The organism is Serratia sp. SSNIH1 (genome assembly GCF_002935055.1).
Taxonomy (GTDB): domain Bacteria; phylum Pseudomonadota; class Gammaproteobacteria; order Enterobacterales; family Enterobacteriaceae; genus Serratia; species Serratia nevei.
Map to the genome: position 1 here is coordinate 3895456 of NZ_CP026383.1, position 17693 is coordinate 3913148.

Sequence of the window (17693 nt, forward strand, 5' to 3'; positions counted from 1 at the left end):
TTCAATTTTTTTCCCAGTATTTAATCATCGACTGGTACCATTCCGGCGTCAGTTTTTTAGGGGTTCATGGGGCGCTCGTTGTTATATTTTCTCTACCAACGCTCCATGATTTTCCTCTATTGCCATATTAGATATATCGCTTACTTAGGCTGTGCGATAGTCCTGCTTAATATCATTTTCTTGCATTAACTGATAGGTAGCAACTTTCGACGAAACAAACTAGAATAAGTTCTATCACGCGCAAGTAACGGATCATATTGCCCCCGCTCATAAATAATCCTTGCGGCGGCGCCTGTCGTTGAGAGAGGCAGCACTACAGCATTGGGATGGCATTCAATAAATAATTCATGCTCCTCATAGACGCCCTCCATGCCGCCAATGATCACAGCTGCGTTGAAACGTTGACTCTTGATCATTGCACGCCTCATGGCTGTCAAACTAGCCTCTTTGTTATTATTAACCGCAGGAATCATGTGTACGTTGACGAAATTTTCCAATTCAGGAGGCAAGCGCCCCTCAAATAGTTTACTTTGGTAAATTGCCAACCGGTTACGATCTAGGTTGGCCTCACGAGAAAATAACGCCAAGAGAGGAGTTATTGCTGGATGACCACCACACGTAATTCGTCCAATCGGCAGCACTACTTCAACCAAAGCTTTTATCGCCTCCCTAATAGCAAGAACGTCTGCGGTATCGAAAAATTCTCGATCACGATTGGGCAAGGGTACGCTGGCAGATAGAAATATCTCTTTCACGCAATGAACTCCTTCAGAAGTTGGGGAACCTTCGACATCTGTACAGCCCTGATCGGTAAATAGGAATCAAGCCAATCTAGGTGCGAGAGCCAAGTTTTCAGTACGCCTCTGTTGTCATAAATCATCCATATCTCCTTCGTTTCAACAACATTATGGGTGATGGCTTCGAAAACTTCATTGATACGATCAGAGGTAGGTATACCCACTGCTGGCACTATAGCGAGTCCCCTTTCTGACTTGGGTTCAAGAGAAATCCAGCCTTCAATCTGAACACTTGGATTAAACCCCTCATCACGGGCTGCGTCACAAAAGTTATCAACCAAATACCGGTGGCGGGCAGCAATTGCCGGTGCGCGCAGTCGCTCGACCTCGACGCATATTCTCTTCACCAGTCCCTTTGTTGCCCAACGACCCCGCATAGGAAGGTATCCAACAAAATCGCTACGCTTAAGCTTCATGAAGTGACTGAAAGATGATGCTGGATCTTCCTTTTGCCCCGGCCATAGAAGATGCAAGATTTGAACATTGGTCGCATTAGCGCGAGCCAGCTCTTCGGAAGTCCAGCGGCCTTCTCTGAATCCAGGAGTGTCAATCAGAACCACGACATCGGAATCCGACATCCTGTGCCAGAGTTGAGATTGGAAATCTGCGGCTGGAGGTACCGACCTCACGTCAATAAAAACGTCAAAACCGCGAGCATCTAGAGCATCGTACAATCGATCGGCTAGGGGCTGAGAGCCAGCTCGCTTGTAGCTGATAAACAAACGTCGCTCACGTCGTAACAACCGGAAAGTCTCGAGGACTAACGTGACTAGACGGTCAATTCCTTCATCATTTGAGCCCAACACAATAGCGTTTATGTGTCTTAGCTGCGACGGAATTTCTTCATGTACTTGAGACAAATCTGAGACAATCGGAGCGATCACGATCGAATCGTCAATCAATTCTGTGACAAGGGCTGTATCGACAGTATTTTCTGGAGAGCCGAAAAATATTGCCATCGTCGGCAACTTTAAGCTGCGGTCAGCGGCGTTGAATTCGCAGAAGTATTTGATCGCGCAAGTCGGGATCCCAAGTTTATGAAGCGCCGAATCAATATTATGACGTAGGCCATTATCATGCCCATTGGATGCACCAAGCATAATAAGCTGGTACGGAGATCTTATATTTGAAGTATCGCTCATCGACCAGCCATTTCCGCAGCAGTTTCAATCCACCCGCCAATATTTTTTCTGCCATCTTGGCCAATGAAATCGTAGCTCAGGTAGTGAGTTGACAGTTGGACTACGTTGTTCGTTTTTGGTGCAGTGAACCATAGGTCCCCCTCAGAAATTGCAAGAGTGTAATCTGCATAAGCTACCCACTTTCCGCCCTTCCATTCGGCGAGATAGATGCCATGCTCTGTTCTATAAAGGCCCATCTGCGCTAATGGATTAGCCCCTTTTGTAGATGTCTCTTTGTCTTTGTTTTGGACCCCGTGAATGTAAACGGTAAGTAATCCATTTCCTTTGATTACGCTACGGGCAATTTCATAGCGTACCCACCGACGTTCCCATGTTTGGGTTCCAGCAAGGACACAGGTAACAGAAGTGTTGTCTAATCCCTTACGGAGAAAATTTTTTAGTGTATTGTCACTCTCTTTTTTCGATGCCTCAAGCACGCTGCTATCAAAGAAGCCCCTGTCTTCCTTATTGGCTTCCCTCACAACCCAACTGTTACGGACATTCCAAGCGCGCCAGACATCAGGCCCATAGTGAAAGGAAAAGAATGTTCTGCGTGGCATTTTGACTCCATTTATCGTATTTAAGCCCGTGTCAGCTCGGGAGATAGCTTAGCAGTCGCCAAATCTGGGGATTCAGTCCGTGTCCTTGGCTTTACAGCATCGCTCACCGAAATTACTTACCAGCTGCCTCAGCAGCAGCCTCAATCCACTTCCCTAAGTTTTCTCGACCATTTCCTTTATTCCATAAATAGTGAGGGGCATCAGGAACGCGAAGAGAACAGCAGTCGGTAGTGTTCCCTTTGAGATCTGCGATTTTACTGATGTCGATAGTCAAGATACCATTGCCACGGTCAATGCTTTGCTCAATCTCGTACTTAACCCATTTGCTCTTGTTGGTTGTGGCTCCGATAAGAACTACAGTGACACTCGTACCGTAAAGCTGATCGTTTATCCATTTCTTAATGGCAGCATCTCCCTTGCGCTCAACTTCTTCAAAATCGGCTTTATCGATGAAACCCACCTTGGTATCAGAAGCGATCACGTTGCTGTTTCGTACGTTCATCGCACGTTGCACGTCTTCATACTGGAAACTAAAAAATACTTTTCTTGTCATAATTTCGTCCTTAAATGAGGGAGAGGAGAGACAGTATGATGTCATGGGCATGAGCCAAATCAGTACCTTGGGAGCCCAGCTTGTGAAGCAACGGGGTGATTTTCTTACCATTCTCGTGCTTTGATTCATCATAAGCACTAATCACCTCTTGCCATAGTTCGGCGGAGATCGAACCGGTAATCCCAACCGGAATAACGAAAAGTCCGTTAGCCACTGCAATATCAAACTCTTCACGCATACCGTGGGATGGTATAACAGTCCCAGTCTTGTCCAACTTGTTGCCGAAAAGAAAGATCGCAACGCCTGCATGAGCGAGCATGTTACGGCGGTATTCTGTCCAGAGTTCAGGCAAAGCACGCTCCCCTGACTGGTTTTGGGGAAAAGGACGTAGGACTAATTGATCATTGTCGAGACGACCACCATTCATGATGGTCTCTTCAAGTACCCCAGTAATAACAGCACTACCGATCCCCAAACCGAATCCTGAGATAACACGGTACTGCTGCTTGCTGATAGTTTTACTTAGCCTATAAACAAACTGTTCCGCCTCTGATACGCTCCAAGGAGTGTAGTCATGAGCCGCACCAGATATAAAAATGGTTTTACGTTTGTGGCGACGTTCAATCTCTCGCAGGATATCGGTGATCTCAGAAAACTCATCAACGTATACAACCTTGATACCAACCCGTAGCAATTCATGCTTGAAGAGGTCTTCTTTGCGTTCACGATATTCGAAATCGGCCAGCTCTTCGCCTTCCTCTCTGCTAGCCTTACGAAGGATGCAATAGTGCTGACGCTGGTCCTGTGCGAATTGAATTCTAACTCGACTCAAAATGTACTCAAGATTGGGATCAGTGAAGCTGAAGCCTAAAAAAAGGAAAGTTTTAGCTATCAGGTCACCGCTGAGTGCAGTAATGAACGGCTGCATCTTTATGTGATAGCGTTCATAATCATCCCGGATCAGCACTGCCTCCGATGCGTGATCAACATCTCCATGCATCTTATAAACGATGGCATCTCGTTTGGGACGGGTAGTTGCTAATTGCTTATTGGTGTACTTGACGTCAGGAGTTTTACCATTTCGTTCGAGCGAACTCTCTATGAGCTTGTCGTAGTTTGTAGTCCAATAGGTCTGGATTGGTAGTCTGGCTAGAATTTCATGATTATCTGTTGGTGCTAAGCCAGATGAAAATTCAGAGACAAGCATCTGATTCAATTTCGAGCGATTTGCCGCGTTGGCATTAGCATGGTACTGAGCAAGAGTCACCAGATCCCATTCTCTTTCAACATCAAGATCTAAGTCGTCAGCGATTGGTTTCAACAGTGACTTCCAATCTACAAAGCCTGCTGTTCGGGATAAACCAGCACCTGCAAAAACTGCAAGATTGCCTTCGTCTAGTTCTTTAGATAGGTTGTCAATGAGGCGCAGAAGTTTTCTTTTCATATTTTGATTCTTTGCTTATAAAATTAAAGATAGCGCACCCACTTACCATTGCCGAGAATAACAAAACCGCAAGGCTAGAAGTACCAGTAGATACGTCAATTTTGTTATAGAGATTTAGGCATTCATTACCATAGTAATGCCATTGAATGCTGTGTTGCGAGAAAGAAAAACCAATCAGCACGGACAATGGCAGCTTTGATATTGGGGACAGTCTCGGCATCCCATTTTTCAGGCATTGTCTGATCTTGCCAGTCGATGTAGACGTCCCATCCTTGATTATTCAGCAATTCCTGTAACCCTAGAGCAAGCTGAGCATCCCTGTGGCTGTGACTTAGAAAGGCTGTGGGCTGACCAAAGCGTTTGGTAAATTGCCCATGCACTGAGCGGCGTTGGCCTGCGTTAAGAAGGTCTGACTGAAGAATCGGCATTATTAATTCTTTCCTGCTTCTATTGGGTAAAGATCAACCATTTGACATTAAACTCAAGATGCCATCATTGAGCAAAATCAACATCGATAATACCTCGTACATCAGATTCACTTTCAGATAATTATCTCAGAAAGTGGGCGTATTATATTCAACACGATGAGCATAATGCCACTATCTTTGATCTGAATTGGTTCACTATTGGTACCGAGACGATAGTCATATCTACCTACGGTCAGAACAACAATCACAGATGTGATATACATCACATTTAAAAACAGCAACAACATTCGGGGCCTTATTGAGGGCCCCGCTTCAATTTAAAAAATTAAATCAATTTAATTTCAACAAGATATATGAGATTTCGCATCCAGTCAGAGGAGCCATATTTAGAGAAGCCCGCTCAGGGAAACCCGAGCGGGCTTTTTGCCTTTCAGCCGCCGTCAAAAGCTGCGTTTCGCCACCAGATAGGCGCCCGCCACCAGCAGCAGGGCACCGAACAGCGCCGGCAGATTCTCGCGCAGCGCCGCCGGGCCGGCGCGGTAGACGTCCACCAGCAGCCCCATGCACAGCTGGCTGGCGACCAGGATCGAGATGGTGGCCGCCGCGCCCAGTTTTTGGTAGCCCAGGATACCGGCAAACACGAACAGCGATCCCAGCAGCCCCGGCAGCAGCATCCACCACCTGGCGGCGCCGGTCACTTCCGCCACCGCGCCGAGGCCGTTTTTGGCCAGCAGCAACCCCACCAGCAGCAGCAAACCGACGCTGGAATTGATCACCAGCGTGATAAGGATGGTCGAGACGCTTTCGGTCATGCGCACCATCAGCAGATTCTGCACCACCAGCCCCATTCCCGCCGCAATCAGCAGCAATAGCATATTCATCGCCCTGTCTCCCGGGATCAGCGCGCCGGCGGTGCCGCCCGCTCGTCGAGCGTCAGCTGCAGGAAAGTCAGATCCAGCCATTGGCCAAATTTGGCGCCCACCTGCTCCATGCGCCCCACCTCGCGGAACCCGAGCGCCAGGTGCAGCTGAATGGAGGCCTGATTACCGGATTCGATGCCGGCCACCATCACATGCTTGCCGATCTCCCGCGCCCGTGCGATCAGGGCGATCAACAGCGCTTTGCCAATCCCTTCACCGCGATGCGCCTGATGGACATACACCGAGTGTTCTACGGTATGGCGATAGCCGTCCCAGGCGCGCCAGTCGCCGAACGACGCGTAGCCGATCGCCTCGTCCGCGCCGTTCACCGCCACCAGCACCGGGTAGCCCGACGCCTGCCGTTCGCCGATCCACGCCGCGCGATTGGCCGCATCCACCGTTTGTTCATTCCAGATGGCGGTGCTGTTCAACACCGCGTCGTTATAGATGGCGGCAATCGCCGCGCTATCGTTAAGCGTCGCATTTCGTATAATCATGGTTTACCCCGGCCAATTGTCCACTATAATACTACGATATGAATATTAAATTAGACAATCTAAATCAGCTGATCGGCGCACGCATTCGCATTGAACGCGAGGCGCGCCACTGGTCGCTGTCCGATCTGGCCGAGCAGGCGGGCGTCTCACGGGCGATGGTTCATAAGATCGAGCGCGGCGAGAGCAGCCCGACGGCGATGCTGCTGGGCAGGCTGGCGGGGGCGTTCGGCCTCAGCATGTCCAAGCTCATCGCTCGGGCGGAAACGCAGGAAGGCCGGCTGCTGCGCCGGGAAGATCAACCGGTCTGGGTCGATCCGGAGAGCGGCTACGTGCGGCGCCACGTTTCGCCGCGCACCGATCTGCCGCTCGATCTGGTGCGTATCGAACTGCCGGCCGGCGCGACGATCCCGATGCCGGCCTCGGTGTATGCCTTCAAGCGCCAGCTGATCTGGGTCTTATCCGGCGAGTTGGTCTTTGTGGAAGGTGACGCGCGCCATGACATGGCCGAGGGAGACTGCCTGGAGCTCGGCCCACCGGCGGACTGCCGCTTTGAAAACCAGAGCGACCAACCGTGCGTGTATATGGTGGCGGTGCTGAGCGCCGCCTGACGCCCCGCCCGCGCTAGCCCTGCGTCGGCCGGTTATAGCCGGCGCGGAAAAATTTCTCCGCCAGCCGGCTGTCGCCGCCGGAAAAGAACTCGCTCATCGGCTCGCTGCCGAGGCCATAGGCGCGGCTCAGCTGCCCGGCCTCGAACGCCGCCCGGTTCTCGTCGCCGCAGCGCTGCGCCAAATGGTGCGCATAGCCGAGCACAAAGCCGCGCTTGTAGTCGGAGCAAAAGCGCGACAGCTCCGTCTCCGGCTTCAGGTTCTCCGCCTTTAGCCCCGCCAACAGCCCTTTGCCAAAATGGTCACCCACGGTTTCCTCCTCATCACGCCATCGCTATATAACAAAATATACAGCGAATAAACGAACGAGAACATACTCCCTAAGTTTTACTCGCCGCATAAAAAAGGCCCGCCAAGCGGGCCTGAGGGAAGGCGGGCAATCACAGCGTGAAATTCAGCCCTTCGCTGACGGTCTTGCCCAGCGGCAGACGGCCCGACGGCGCCTCTTTTTCCTGCAGGAAATCCGGCAGGCGGGCCTTGTCGCCCGGTTTGCCGATCGCCACCATGGCGTGCACCGCATAGTCGTCCGGCAGCTGCAGCGCCGCCTTAATCTTGTCGTGGTGAATGCCGCTCATGCAGTGGGTCAACCAGCCTTTCAGGTGCGCCTGATGCGCCAGGCTAGCCCAGGCGGCGCCGGTATCGAACGCGTGGGTCGGGTTGTCCACCAGCCGTTCGCCGTTCAGGCTGGTGGTTTTGGAGACGATCACCACCAGCGCCGAGGCGTGCTGCGCCCAGCCGCGGTTGAAGTCGATCAAGAATTCCAGGTAGTTCTCCCAGCTGTCAGAACCGTGCTTGCTGTAGGCAAAGCGCCACGGCTGAATGTTGTAGGCCGATGGCGACCAGCGCGCCGCTTCAAAAAAGCTCAGCAGCGTTTGATCGTCGATGGCGTCGTTGGCCATCGCGCGCGGCGACCAGCGTTCGATAAATTGCGCATCAATCGGGTAATCGGAGGTTCTTGGCTGGCTCATGATAGGTTCTCGCAGTGAAGTAAAAACAAAAGTTCGCTGATATTCCCACAGCTTAGGACGGTAAAACTTTTATTTCGTGCCATTGCCCTGCGGCAGCTCCTGCTGCAGCCAGGCGAGAAATGCCCTGACCGGCGGATGCCGCTCGCGCCCCGGCGCGCACAGCACGCTGTACGCGGCGCCCGGTACGCGCACCTCCGGCCGGTACGCCACCAGCAGGCCGTTGTCCACCATATCGGACACCATCACCGAGCTGGCAAGCACCAGCCCCTGCCCGGCCACCGCCGCCTGCAGGGCATAATGCTCCTCGTGATAGCTGCGCATCGCCGCATGGCGCTGCCACCAGTCTACGCCAGCGGCCCGGCACCAGTCATGCCAGCCGCTGTCGTACAGCGCCGAATCCCCCCACTTGACGGTGATCAGCACCGGGTTTTCCGGCTCGGCGGCGGCCAGCTCCGGCGCGGCGTAGACGCCAAAGCTTTCCTCCAGCCGCGCCGTCTGATGCAGCGCAGGATACTGCGCGCGGCTGTAACGCACCGCCACGTCCACGCTGGCGTCCTGCTGCAGATCGATCACCTCGGCGCAGGCCTCCAGGCGCACCAGATAGTGCGGGTACGCCTGGTAGAAACGTCCCAGGCGCGGCACCAGCCACAGCGCCGCGAAAGAGTGCGTGACCGAGACGCACAGCGACCCGGTGCTGGGCTGCGGCCGCAGGCCCTCGAGCGTGGCGGCGACGTCCAGCAGCGCGCCGTGCACCCCGGCAAACAGCGTTTCGCCTTTCGGCGTCAGCCGCACGCCGCGCGGCACCCGCTCGAACAGCGCAAACCCCAACTGCTGTTCCAGCGCTTTGATCTGGTGCGAAATCGCCGTCGGCGTCACCGTCAGCTCGGCCGCCGCCAGCTTGAAGCTGCGCAGGCGAGCGGCGGATTCAAAGGTGCGTAATGCGTTGACGGGCAGCATGGCAAACATGGCGAAGCCTCTTGAGATGAGTTGAAATCATCCTGGCAGAAAAGCCGTCATTTGTCGCCTGCCGGCACTTGTTTCTAGAGTAGGACTGAATCCACTTCATACCGAGGAATATGACATGAATAAAACTCATCAACCCAAACGTCTGGTAGTGCTGGTCGGCAGCCCGCGCCGCGACGGCAACAGCGCCACGCTGGCGCAGGCGATCCTGGCGGGCGCCGCCGAAGCCGGTACTTCCGCCAGCCTGCATTTTCTCGATGATTACCTGAGCGGTTTTCTGAGCGATGAACGCCACACGCCGCCGCCGGCCGATCGCTACGCCGAGCTGTTCCTGGAGCACTTCCTGCCGGCTGACGGCGCGGTATTTTGCACGCCGATTTACTGGTACGGCATGTCGGCGCAAACCAAAGCCTTTTTCGATCGCTCGTTCAGCTTCTATTCCAACGCCTACCCTCAGGCGGAACAGGTGCACCAGCGCATGAGCGGTAAACGCATCGGGCTGGCAGTGGCGTCGGAAGAAACCTACCCCGGCGCGGCGCTGGGCATCGTGCATCAGCTCCAGGAATTCAGCCGCTACACCCATTCCGCGTTCGTCGGCGTGGTGCACGGCGCCGGCAACCAGCGCGGCGAGATCGCCCGCGATCCGCGCAATCCGCTGCAGGCCGCCCGCGAACTGGGGCGCGAGTTCTTCACTCGCCCCTACTCGGATTATCAGATGGACAGCCCGCGCAGTACGCAAGTCTGGGAAGAGTAAGCGCGGCGCGCGGCGACAATTGCAAACATAACGTTAGCATCTGTCGCAATCTGTTGCGGGCCATTGGCCCGCCGTTGCCGCGCTTGTATGATACGACGCGGCGCCAGACGGTGGCCGCCGATCTCAAGCGGAAGCGAACTGCAATGTCTAAACAGTGGAAAATAGCGGCGGCCAACGCCGGTTTACGTCTCTATACCCGCATCGCGGGCAATTTCCGGCCCGCAGCGAGCTTCGATCCGCAGCAATCCTTTGAACGCATCGTGATTTTCTCCACCAGCGCCCTCGGCGATCTGATGTTCAATACGCCCGCCATCCGCGCACTGTGCGAACGCTATCCCGGCGCGCAAATCACGCTGGTCTCCAGCCATAAAAACCGGCAGCTGGTCGAAGGCAGCCCCTGCTTTCATGACGTGATTTACTGGGACCACAAGGCCAAAGACATGTTGGCCGTTATCCGGCGCCTGCGAAAAAACCGGCCACAGCTGGCGGTCATCCTGCACTCGAAGGCGCCTTACGACGTGCTGGTCGCCATCGCCGCCGGTTGCCAATACCTGTTCAAAGACGTTTACGGCAACAAACCGAGCGGCATGGAGCGCTGGCTGACCGGCGTCAGCCACAGCAGCGACGGCCATTTAATTCAGCGCAAGCTGGATATGGTGGGGCAATTGGGATGCCGTACCGACAATCCTGACATGTTCATCCCGGTCGCGTTTCCCGCGCTTGAGAAGCCGGCGGGCAAGATCCTGATCGGCTTTCAGATGGGCGCCTCCGAAATGCTGCGCCGCTGGCCGGTCGACCGCTTTGTTGAGCTGGCACAACGGCTGCTGGCGCACTCCCCCGACTGTCAGATCGAGTTGATTGGCAGCAAGGCGGAGCGCAGCCTCGAGCGGGAATTTATGGCGGGTTTGAGCGAGGAACAGCAACAGCGGGTGGTAAGCCATATCGGCGCGACCACGTTACCGCAACTGCTGACGACGATCGCCAATCTGCAGGTGCTGGTGACCGGCGATACCGGGCCGCTTCACCTCGCCGTGGCGTTGAAAACCGCCACCGTCAGCCTGTTCGTCACCGCTAACCCGCGGCATACCGGCCCCTATCAGGACAGCGAACGGCATCAGGTGATGCACGTGCCGGTTGACAGCGCCGCGCTGAGTGCCGCTGAGCGCCGCCAGCCGCTTAGTATTATCGCGGCGGAACAGGTGCTGGAGAAGACGCTGGCGGCGCTGTCGTCTGCACAGTCCCGATCGGCCGCCGTTTAGGCTGCGACAGCAGCAGCGCCAGCGGCAGCCAAAACAGGTACCAAAACTCCGCCGGATTGGCGATCACAAACATGCCCTGCGAACTGTAGAACACCAGCATAAACAGAAACAGGCCCGCCTCCCAGCGCCGCCCTGTGCGCCAGTGTGCGATGGCGAGCCGCGCGCCATATCCCAGCAGCGCCAGCAGCAACAGGAAACCCACGCAGCCGCCCTTCAGCAACGCGCCGAGGTACAGGCTGTGCGTGGTGTGGTTCAGCTCGCCGGTGTAATTGAGAAAGTTAAGCTGCTTGTCAAAGCCGTAGCCGAAGAACGGCGCCTGTTCGATCAGCGCCAGGCTGTGGCGCCAGATGCTGATGCGAACAAAGCTCTGTTGATACAGCTCGCCAAAACGCGTCAGCAACATTTCGCCGATCGCGCTGTAAACGACGGCGAGAACCACAGCCAGCGCGCCGGGCAACAGAAACCACAGCCACCGTCCCGGCCGGTGTCGATAAGGCATCGCCACCACCACCGCGAGCGCCAGTGCGATCAGCGGGCCGCGGCTTTGCGTCAGCACCATGAATGCCAGCAGCGGCGGGATAAAGCACAGCGCCGCTTTTTGCCCGGTATCGCGGAAAATCATCAGGCTCAACAAAATGGCGATGGCGGCGTAACCGGCCAGATCGATCACGTTGCTCGGCCCCGGATTGCGGGCGGTGGTTTCCCGCAGATAATAAATCGACGGGGCGTCGACCAGCGTCAGATACAGGCACAGCGCCGTCATGCCGGCCAGCATCGCCCACTGCAGTTGATGACGCCGCTCACCGTCGAGCAGCGTCACCAGCCAGGCGAGGTAGAGCAGGATATAGGCGCTGTGGGTCAGGGCCGACGGCATGTCGCCCGGCGTCTCGCCCCACAGCGCGCTGAGGGAATAATAAAGCAAAAACATCAGCGCCAGCCCGCCGCCCCAGCGCGCCTGACGATTGGCCCACAGCTGCCGCCGCAGCGGCGGCCAGGTGAACACGGCGGCCAGCCACAGCAGCGCCGCCAAATGAAACAGGTTGTTGACGCGGGTCTGCCCGCAAAAGATCGCGCTGAAAAACGCGAAGGCTAAAAACAGCGCGCTGCCGAAGCGATAACACCGCTCAGGCTTGCTGAAAGTAAACATTGCCGTCCACCTTCTCGAAGATATCGCTGCCGATAGCGCTGTGCAGGGAGAGGTTTTTAATCGCGATCTGCTGCTTTTTCATGATCGCGCCGGCGTGTCGAAAAGCGGGGATCACCAGCGACTCCACCTTGTCCGCCAGGAACGTCGGCAAGCGATCCTGCTCGGTTTCGTAAAAGCGCGGCTGGTGGAAGTTGTTCATGTCCAGTCCGGCGATAAACAGCTGCTTGAAGCCGAGATAGGCGATGATTTGCAGCGCCCAATAGGCCACGGTGCCGGCATCGAAAATGCCGCAGCGGATATCCTGGCTAAAGCCGAGCATGCGGCTCTCGGCGGCAAAGACCACGCCGTTTTCCCGGCAGTAGTGATCCCACAGCGCGCCGCTGTCGATCCGGGGGCGGTAAATCTTGCAGGCCGCGTCTTCGACGATCGCCAATCGGCAGCCGATCGCCGCCGGGCCAAAGCGATCGAGAATGCGCGCCACGCCGTGCACGGTGGTGAACAGCGTCAGCCCAGGCCGTTGAATGACGTCGCGCACGATCTCTGGGCGGCTGTCGATAAACCCCATGTCCACGATGACGTAGAAACGAAAATCCAGCTGCCGATGCAGGCAATAGGCGCCGTTGACCCCGATGGCGGGCATGGCGGGAATATTTTCGAAGCGCAGCGCCTTCACCGACGGGCCGGTAGCCGTCAGCAGCACCTCCCCCCGGCAGCTACTGCGCAGTTCGCTCAGCGGGACGATCGGCACCGCCCGGTGCTTGTACCATAAGGCGGCGATTTCACCGCCTTCGCCGCGCGCGATCTTCACGTAGGGCCAGAGGTTTTCGTTATGCCGATAAGGGCGCGCGTGGGAATAGCGGTAGATCTGCTTAAAAAAAGAGCCCATGGTGGCGATGTCCTGTCCAGAGTGCGTGACGATACCTACAGAGGCATCTTTCTGTATGCTCAGAATTTAAAAACGTGTCAGCACTGGCCAGGCCGCACAGCGAGTATCTAAATATTCGTTTAGTGAGGCAATTTTTGTAATTTGAATTATTAGTCAGCGTATCGATAAGAGATATGTCGAAGTGTTAATTGAATGAGAAACTGTTGCAGCACGTAAAAATAACGTGAGTGGCAGCGGCACCGCCGCTTGGCATTGAAGGGGTTTTGTTATAATGTATCACAACTTCAGCCAAAGGAAGACGACGATGAAAATCCAGCTGTCGCTGCTGTTTCTCAGCCTGCTGGCCGGCAAGGCCGCGGCGTTTCAGTCAAAAGTGCCCGAACCGCGCCCGGAACAGGCGCGCGCGGCGGAACAAAACATCGAAAATCTGTTTTACGGCTTTCACGCCATGGACGCCCAGCCGGTGAACATCGGCAGCTGCGCGGCGGTGCCGGTAGCGGGATGCCAATGCGCGTTCTGCACCCAGCTGCGGCAGGCCGGGCGCTGAACCTTATTCACCCCAGCTCATACTGCACGATCAGCTGACCTTTCTTCATCTTTACGCCGGTGATCGCAATTGCCCCCACCTCGCCCAGCCTGGCGACATGGGTGCCGCCGCAGCCGTAGGCGGGCAGTTCGCCGAAGCCGACCTGGCGCATCCCCTCCACCGCCTGTTGGCGGCGCGGTAAATCGGCGGCGATCAAGCGCACCAGCTCCGCCTGCAAAAAGTTCGCTTCTACCGTCTGCGCATCCAGCCCTGGCGTAAACGTGATGCGCCCTTCCCCCGGCCAATGATGTGCCTTGACCGGCCGCCAGCCTCGGGTTTCTCCCAGCCAGCCGATCAGATGCCCGCCGGAGTGCCAGCGGGCGTGCAGGCGGCGCTGCGCTTCATCGATTTGCATCGTAACCGGCCCGAGCGGCAGCGGCGCAGCGGTAAAGTGCAGCACGGTATCCCCTTGCTGCTGCACCCGCAGCACGGCGACGCCGCCTAACGTCCCCACGTCGGACGGCTGGCCACCGCCCTGCGGGTGGAACAGCGTGGCGTCGAGCTCTACGGCGTAAGCGCCCGCCTCGGCCGGCGCGCAGCTCAACACCTGCGCCTGGCCCTGTACATCGTCACTGTAGTAATAACGTCGTTCGGTCATCATTTTTCTCCTCGGTTCGAAGAGCCATTATATTCATGTCATAATCGAGGGATAATCCGCCGCTATCACAATGGACCTTTGCGTCATGAGCACAAATCTTTCTTACGCCCTGTTGCCCGAAATGGCCGTTTTCGTTCAGGTGGTAGAGAGCGGCAGCTTTTCCGCCGCTGCCCGTAAACTGGGCACCTCGCCTTCCGCCGTCAGCCGCAGCGTGGCGAAACTCGAGCAGGCGCTGGCGCTGCAGCTGCTGCACCGCACCACCCGCAAACTGCGGCTGAGCGAAAGCGGCGAAGAGGCGTTTGCGCACTGCCGCACCCTGCTGGCGGCGGCCGACGCGGTCATGGCGATCGGCGGGCGCGGCGCCGTGGAGCCCGAGGGGCTGGTCAGCGTCAGCGTGCCCAAGGCGGTGGGCCGCTTCGTGCTGCATCCGCACATGCCGGAGTTCCTGCGCCGCTACCCGAAGGTGGACGTGAGGCTGCGGCTGGAAGATCGCTACATGGATTTGATCGACGATCGGGTCGATCTGGCGCTGCGCATCACCGATCGCCCGTCGCCCGGGTTGATCGGCCGCCAGTTGATGAGAATAGACCATCTGCTGTGCGCCACGCCGCACTACCTGGCGCAGCACGGCACGCCGCAGCACCCGCACGATCTGGCGGCGCACAGCTGCATCTATCTGGGCGAAACGCCGAGCGACGCGCAATGGAAGTTCCGCCGCAGCGGCAAAACGGTGACGGTCAACGTGCGCGGCCGCTACGCCGCCAACCACACCGGTGTGCGGCTGGACGCGGTAAAACAGCATATCGGCATCGGCAGCCTGCCGTATTTTACCGCCCGCCAGGCGCTCGACGACGGCGAGATCGTGCAGGTGTTGCCGGAGTGGGATTTCCTCAGCAGCTATCACGGCGGCCTGTGGTTACTCTACGCGCCTAACCAGTATCTACCGCCCAAACTGCGGGTGTTTATCGACTATCTCGTCGCCTGCCTGGCGCAGGAGCCGCAGCTAAAGCGCCTTGCGTAACGTGATGTTGATGCGGTGTGGCCCCACCAGCGAGTGGTAGCCTTCCTTGACCGGCAGGATGCCGTGAAAACAGAGCCGCGCCGGGCCGCCCCATACCACCACGTCGCCGTGCGCCAATGGGATGCGCCGCGCCCGGTCGCTGCGTTGCAGCCCGCCGAACTGAAACACCGCCGGCAGCCCAAGCGACACCGAGACGATCGGCGCACCGAAGTCGTGCTCGTCTTTATCCTGATGCAGCGACAGCTTGCTGCCAGGATCGTAACGGTTCATCAGGCAAGAGTCCGGCACGAAGGGGCCGAAGCCCGCCTGCTGCGCGGCTTCGTCCGCCAGCGCCATCAGGATGGGGGGAATGGCCGGCCAGCGTTTGCCGCTGCGCGCGTCGCGTTCCGAATAGCGGTAACCGCGGCTGTCGCTGGTCCAGCCATTGCCGCACCAGCTCATCGCCACCGACATCACGTGCCCGCCGGGGGTAGTCAAATGCCGCCACGGCACCTGGGCGACTACGCCCTGCACCGCCGCCAGCAGTTCCGGCCCGTGATCGCGCACGAAGCCGTGCATCACCACCGCGCCGGGGGCGATCTCTTCTCGCCACGGCGGCGGCAGCGCGTCTTCAAAAAGATCGATTGTCATCGCCAAAACCTGTATTAATATACAGTATTCATTGTAACCCGCCGCCGCCGATTGTCCAGCGCCCGGCAACGCCATTGTCGTTGGCGGCAAATTTCTCTACAGTAGCCGCCATAAAATCAATCACTCACCAGGAATGCGTGTGATTAAGGGCATCACTCTTTCGGTCGTCGCCTCCATCTTGTTCGGCGCGATGTATTACTTCACCTCTACCCTCACCCCGCTGAACGGCGAACAGGTCTACGGCTGGCGCACGCTGCTGACGCTGCCGTTCCTGACGCTGTTTATGGCGCTGTCCGGCGATTGGCGCAAAGTGGGCGACACGCTGGCCTGGATCGGCCAACGGCCGCAGCGCCTGCTGGGCCTGCTGCTCACCTCGGCGCTGCTGGGGGTGCAGCTGTGGCTGTTCCTGTGGGCGCCGCTGCACGGCAAGGCGCTCGACGTGTCGCTCGGCTATTTTCTGCTGCCGCTGACCATGGTGCTGGCGGGCCGTTTTTTCTACCGCGATCGGCTGTCGCTGCTGCAAAAGCTGGCGGTGGCGTGCGCCATGGTGGGGGTGGGCAATGAGCTGTATCAGGCGGGCGGCGTCTCGTGGCCGACGCTGGTGGTGGCGCTGGGCTATCCGCTCTACTTTATTTTGCGGCGGCGTTTCGGCACCGACAATCTCGGCGGGCTGTGGTGCGAGCTGGCGCTGATGCTGCCGGCGGCGGCCTGGTTTGCCTTCGGCGACGGCGGCGCGGCGGCGCTGCAGATCAATGCCGAGCTGTATTGGCGCATTCCGCTGCTCGGCGTCATCAGCGCCGTGGCGCTGGTGTGTTACATCCTCGCCAGCCGCCTGCTGCCGTTCAGCCTGTTCGGCCTGCTGAGCTATGTGGAACCGGTGCTGCTGGTGATCGTCGCGCTGCTGCTCGGCGAAAGCATCGGCCAAAGCGAATGGCCGACCTATCTGGCTATCTGGCTGGCGGTGCTGCTGCTGGCGGCGGAAGGCGCGCAGCACCTGCTGCGCCGCCAGCGGGTCTGACTCAGGCGGCCAGCGTGGCGCCGCCGTCGATCACGATGTCCTGCATGGTGATGTGGCTGGCCAAATCGGAGGCCAGGAACAACACCGCGTTGGCGATCTCATCCGGGCGGGCGATTTTGCCCAGCGGGATCCCCAGCTTGAACATCTCGGGGAAACCGGCGATGGTGCGTTGCTGCGCGTCGTCGGTCTGCCACATGCCGCGCTGCATCGGCGTGTCGGTCGAGCCCGGCGACACCAGATTGCAGCGCACGCCGAACGGCGCCATCTCCAACCCCACACAGTGGTTCAGGCTGGTCAGCGCCGCCTTGGAGGCGCAGTAGGCCGCCATCTGCGCGCGCGGTACGTGCGCGGCATTGGAACCAATGCTGACGATCGCCCCGCTGCGCTGCGCCTTGAAGTGCGGCAGCACGGCGCGGAACAGGTAGAACGCCCCCGAGGCGTTGACGTTGATGCACTGATGCCAGTCATCCACGCTCAGATCTTCGGTATTGCCCATGCGCAGAATGCCGGCGGCGTTGACCAACACGTCCAGTCGCGGGTTCTCCGCCAGCTGTTGGCGGCACACCGCCTCCACCTGCTCCGGCCGGCTGATGTCCAGCATCACGCAAGGGTAAGGCAGATCCGGGTTGGCGAACTCGCGGTCAAATCCCACCACCTCGGCGCCCTGCGTCAAAAAATGCCGGGCGATCTGCTCGCCGATGCCGCGCGCCGCGCCGGTCACCCACACGCGTTTGCCGGTGAAGTCCATCTGAATGCTCATGCGCACACCGCCATCCGGGCACGCTGCCGGGTCATGTTGTTGTTCATCGTTGTCTCCT

22 protein-coding genes are annotated in these 17693 nt (G+C 57.6%); 6 read left to right on the forward strand and 16 right to left on the reverse strand.

Annotated elements, in window-relative coordinates:
* Positions 1 to 185: 185 nt before the first annotated feature.
* The 8 genes from C3F38_RS18780 to C3F38_RS18815 all read right to left on the reverse strand — a co-directional run bounded on the left by C3F38_RS18780 (position 186) and on the right by C3F38_RS18815 (position 6380).
* The gene (locus C3F38_RS18780; RefSeq protein ID WP_055317509.1) at positions 186 to 755 is read right to left on the reverse strand and encodes a hypothetical protein; all 570 of its coding nucleotides are present in this window, start codon (positions 753 to 755) and stop codon (positions 186 to 188) included.
* A complete protein-coding gene (locus tag C3F38_RS18785; protein ID WP_055317510.1) occupies positions 752 to 1939 on the reverse strand; it encodes a toll/interleukin-1 receptor domain-containing protein in 1188 nt (395 codons plus the stop codon). Before C3F38_RS18785 ends, C3F38_RS18780 begins: the two co-directional genes overlap by 4 nt.
* Positions 1936 to 2538 (reverse strand): TIR domain-containing protein, encoded by a 603-nt coding sequence (locus C3F38_RS18790; RefSeq protein ID WP_055317511.1) that lies wholly within the window; start codon positions 2536 to 2538, stop codon positions 1936 to 1938. The genes C3F38_RS18785 and C3F38_RS18790 overlap by 4 nt, the downstream gene beginning before the upstream one ends.
* 112 nt (positions 2539 to 2650) lie before the next feature.
* Positions 2651 to 3091, reverse strand: coding sequence for a TIR domain-containing protein (locus C3F38_RS18795; protein ID WP_055317512.1), 441 nt, complete (start codon positions 3089 to 3091; stop codon positions 2651 to 2653).
* Positions 3092 to 3101: 10 nt separating this feature from the next.
* Positions 3102 to 4535: an SIR2 family protein gene (locus C3F38_RS18800; protein WP_055317513.1), complete on the reverse strand. Its 1434-nt coding sequence runs from the start codon at positions 4533 to 4535 to the stop codon at positions 3102 to 3104.
* 125 nt (positions 4536 to 4660) lie between these two features.
* Positions 4661 to 4963 carry a toll/interleukin-1 receptor domain-containing protein gene (locus tag C3F38_RS18805; RefSeq protein ID WP_055317514.1) on the reverse strand — a complete coding sequence of 101 codons (303 nt, stop codon included), beginning with the start codon at positions 4961 to 4963 and terminating at the stop codon, positions 4661 to 4663.
* A 440-nt stretch (positions 4964 to 5403) separates the two neighbouring features.
* Positions 5404 to 5844, reverse strand: a complete 441-nt coding sequence (locus C3F38_RS18810; protein WP_038878024.1) for a DMT family transporter — start codon at positions 5842 to 5844, stop codon at positions 5404 to 5406.
* Between the two features lie 17 nt (positions 5845 to 5861).
* Positions 5862 to 6380 (reverse strand): GNAT family N-acetyltransferase, encoded by a 519-nt coding sequence (locus C3F38_RS18815; protein WP_055317515.1) that lies wholly within the window; start codon positions 6378 to 6380, stop codon positions 5862 to 5864.
* Between the two features lie 38 nt (positions 6381 to 6418).
* Between C3F38_RS18815 and C3F38_RS18820 the strand changes: the two genes are divergently transcribed.
* Positions 6419 to 6988, forward strand: coding sequence for an XRE family transcriptional regulator (locus tag C3F38_RS18820; RefSeq protein ID WP_038878021.1), 570 nt, complete (start codon positions 6419 to 6421; stop codon positions 6986 to 6988).
* A gap of 13 nt (positions 6989 to 7001) precedes the next feature.
* On the opposite strand, the gene C3F38_RS18825 is transcribed toward C3F38_RS18820, so the two are convergent.
* The 3 genes from C3F38_RS18825 to C3F38_RS18835 form a co-directional block, all read right to left on the reverse strand.
* Positions 7002 to 7295 (reverse strand): DUF2623 family protein, encoded by a 294-nt coding sequence (locus C3F38_RS18825; RefSeq protein ID WP_038878018.1) that lies wholly within the window; start codon positions 7293 to 7295, stop codon positions 7002 to 7004.
* A gap of 130 nt (positions 7296 to 7425) precedes the next feature.
* Positions 7426 to 8013, reverse strand: coding sequence for a nitroreductase family protein (locus C3F38_RS18830; RefSeq protein WP_033635168.1), 588 nt, complete (start codon positions 8011 to 8013; stop codon positions 7426 to 7428).
* A gap of 69 nt (positions 8014 to 8082) precedes the next feature.
* Positions 8083 to 8979 (reverse strand): LysR substrate-binding domain-containing protein, encoded by an 897-nt coding sequence (locus tag C3F38_RS18835; protein ID WP_047730310.1) that lies wholly within the window; start codon positions 8977 to 8979, stop codon positions 8083 to 8085.
* A gap of 115 nt (positions 8980 to 9094) precedes the next feature.
* On the opposite strand from C3F38_RS18835, the gene C3F38_RS18840 reads away from it, so the two are divergent.
* Together C3F38_RS18840 and C3F38_RS18845 are read left to right on the forward strand one after the other, a co-directional pair.
* Positions 9095 to 9730 (forward strand): flavodoxin family protein, encoded by a 636-nt coding sequence (locus C3F38_RS18840; RefSeq protein ID WP_055317516.1) that lies wholly within the window; start codon positions 9095 to 9097, stop codon positions 9728 to 9730.
* Between the two features lie 143 nt (positions 9731 to 9873).
* Positions 9874 to 10989 (forward strand): glycosyltransferase family 9 protein, encoded by a 1116-nt coding sequence (locus C3F38_RS18845; protein ID WP_055317517.1) that lies wholly within the window; start codon positions 9874 to 9876, stop codon positions 10987 to 10989.
* On the opposite strand, the gene C3F38_RS18850 is transcribed toward C3F38_RS18845, so the two are convergent.
* Together C3F38_RS18850 and C3F38_RS18855 are read right to left on the reverse strand one after the other, a co-directional pair.
* Positions 10913 to 12136, reverse strand: coding sequence for an O-antigen ligase (locus C3F38_RS18850; RefSeq protein ID WP_038878010.1), 1224 nt, complete (start codon positions 12134 to 12136; stop codon positions 10913 to 10915). The two genes, C3F38_RS18845 and C3F38_RS18850, sit on opposite strands and share 77 nt — an antisense overlap.
* Positions 12114 to 13022 carry a sugar glycosyltransferase gene (locus C3F38_RS18855; RefSeq protein WP_038878008.1) on the reverse strand — a complete coding sequence of 303 codons (909 nt, stop codon included), beginning with the start codon at positions 13020 to 13022 and terminating at the stop codon, positions 12114 to 12116. The genes C3F38_RS18850 and C3F38_RS18855 overlap by 23 nt, the downstream gene beginning before the upstream one ends.
* 304 nt (positions 13023 to 13326) lie before the next feature.
* Here C3F38_RS18855 and C3F38_RS18860 point away from each other — a divergent pair, with 304 nt between their 5' ends.
* On the forward strand, positions 13327 to 13569 hold the full coding sequence (locus C3F38_RS18860) for a hypothetical protein (protein ID WP_025303447.1): 243 nt from the start codon (positions 13327 to 13329) through the stop codon (positions 13567 to 13569).
* Positions 13570 to 13576: 7 nt separating this feature from the next.
* On the opposite strand, the gene C3F38_RS18865 is transcribed toward C3F38_RS18860, so the two are convergent.
* Positions 13577 to 14206, reverse strand: coding sequence for a hypothetical protein (locus C3F38_RS18865; RefSeq protein WP_103791723.1), 630 nt, complete (start codon positions 14204 to 14206; stop codon positions 13577 to 13579).
* Between the two features lie 85 nt (positions 14207 to 14291).
* Between C3F38_RS18865 and C3F38_RS18870 the strand changes: the two genes are divergently transcribed.
* The gene (locus C3F38_RS18870; protein ID WP_033647920.1) at positions 14292 to 15227 is read left to right on the forward strand and encodes a LysR family transcriptional regulator; all 936 of its coding nucleotides are present in this window, start codon (positions 14292 to 14294) and stop codon (positions 15225 to 15227) included.
* Here C3F38_RS18870 and alkB read toward each other — a convergent pair.
* Complete coding sequence (gene alkB / locus C3F38_RS18875; RefSeq protein WP_019452474.1) at positions 15210 to 15857, reverse strand: DNA oxidative demethylase AlkB; 648 nt, start codon at positions 15855 to 15857, stop codon at positions 15210 to 15212. The two genes, C3F38_RS18870 and alkB, sit on opposite strands and share 18 nt — an antisense overlap.
* Before the next feature lie 139 nt (positions 15858 to 15996).
* Here alkB and rarD point away from each other — a divergent pair, with 139 nt between their 5' ends.
* Positions 15997 to 16875, forward strand: coding sequence for an EamA family transporter RarD (gene rarD / locus C3F38_RS18880; protein WP_039565258.1), 879 nt, complete (start codon positions 15997 to 15999; stop codon positions 16873 to 16875).
* 1 nt (position 16876) lies between these two features.
* Here the strand turns inward: rarD and dhbA are convergent, their stop codons facing one another.
* Positions 16877 to 17635 (reverse strand): 2,3-dihydro-2,3-dihydroxybenzoate dehydrogenase, encoded by a 759-nt coding sequence (dhbA, locus tag C3F38_RS18885; RefSeq protein ID WP_038878000.1) that lies wholly within the window; start codon positions 17633 to 17635, stop codon positions 16877 to 16879.
* Positions 17636 to 17693: the final 58 nt, after the last annotated feature.

Bases quoted from the DNA above. Each gene is read 5' to 3' on its own strand.
- C3F38_RS18870 (WP_033647920.1), top strand. From the start codon at position 14,292: ATGAGCACAAATCTTTCTTACGCCCTGTTGCCCGAAATGGCCGTTTTC.
- C3F38_RS18815 (WP_055317515.1), bottom strand. From the start codon at position 6,380: ATGATTATACGAAATGCGACGCTTAACGATAGCGCGGCGATTGCCGCC.
- C3F38_RS18850 (WP_038878010.1), bottom strand. From the start codon at position 12,136: ATGTTTACTTTCAGCAAGCCTGAGCGGTGTTATCGCTTCGGCAGCGCG.
- dhbA (WP_038878000.1), bottom strand. From the start codon at position 17,635: ATGAGCATTCAGATGGACTTCACCGGCAAACGCGTGTGGGTGACCGGC.
- C3F38_RS18840 (WP_055317516.1), top strand. From the start codon at position 9,095: ATGAATAAAACTCATCAACCCAAACGTCTGGTAGTGCTGGTCGGCAGC.
- C3F38_RS18785 (WP_055317510.1), bottom strand. From the start codon at position 1,939: ATGAGCGATACTTCAAATATAAGATCTCCGTACCAGCTTATTATGCTT.
- C3F38_RS18800 (WP_055317513.1), bottom strand. From the start codon at position 4,535: ATGAAAAGAAAACTTCTGCGCCTCATTGACAACCTATCTAAAGAACTA.
- alkB (WP_019452474.1), bottom strand. From the start codon at position 15,857: ATGACAATCGATCTTTTTGAAGACGCGCTGCCGCCGCCGTGGCGAGAA.
- C3F38_RS18795 (WP_055317512.1), bottom strand. From the start codon at position 3,091: ATGACAAGAAAAGTATTTTTTAGTTTCCAGTATGAAGACGTGCAACGT.
- C3F38_RS18860 (WP_025303447.1), top strand. From the start codon at position 13,327: ATGAAAATCCAGCTGTCGCTGCTGTTTCTCAGCCTGCTGGCCGGCAAG.
- C3F38_RS18790 (WP_055317511.1), bottom strand. From the start codon at position 2,538: ATGCCACGCAGAACATTCTTTTCCTTTCACTATGGGCCTGATGTCTGG.
- C3F38_RS18810 (WP_038878024.1), bottom strand. From the start codon at position 5,844: ATGAATATGCTATTGCTGCTGATTGCGGCGGGAATGGGGCTGGTGGTG.
- C3F38_RS18845 (WP_055317517.1), top strand. From the start codon at position 9,874: ATGTCTAAACAGTGGAAAATAGCGGCGGCCAACGCCGGTTTACGTCTC.
- C3F38_RS18820 (WP_038878021.1), top strand. From the start codon at position 6,419: ATGAATATTAAATTAGACAATCTAAATCAGCTGATCGGCGCACGCATT.
- C3F38_RS18835 (WP_047730310.1), bottom strand. From the start codon at position 8,979: ATGTTTGCCATGCTGCCCGTCAACGCATTACGCACCTTTGAATCCGCC.
- C3F38_RS18865 (WP_103791723.1), bottom strand. From the start codon at position 14,206: ATGACCGAACGACGTTATTACTACAGTGACGATGTACAGGGCCAGGCG.
- C3F38_RS18830 (WP_033635168.1), bottom strand. From the start codon at position 8,013: ATGAGCCAGCCAAGAACCTCCGATTACCCGATTGATGCGCAATTTATC.
- C3F38_RS18855 (WP_038878008.1), bottom strand. From the start codon at position 13,022: ATGGGCTCTTTTTTTAAGCAGATCTACCGCTATTCCCACGCGCGCCCT.
- C3F38_RS18805 (WP_055317514.1), bottom strand. From the start codon at position 4,963: ATGCCGATTCTTCAGTCAGACCTTCTTAACGCAGGCCAACGCCGCTCA.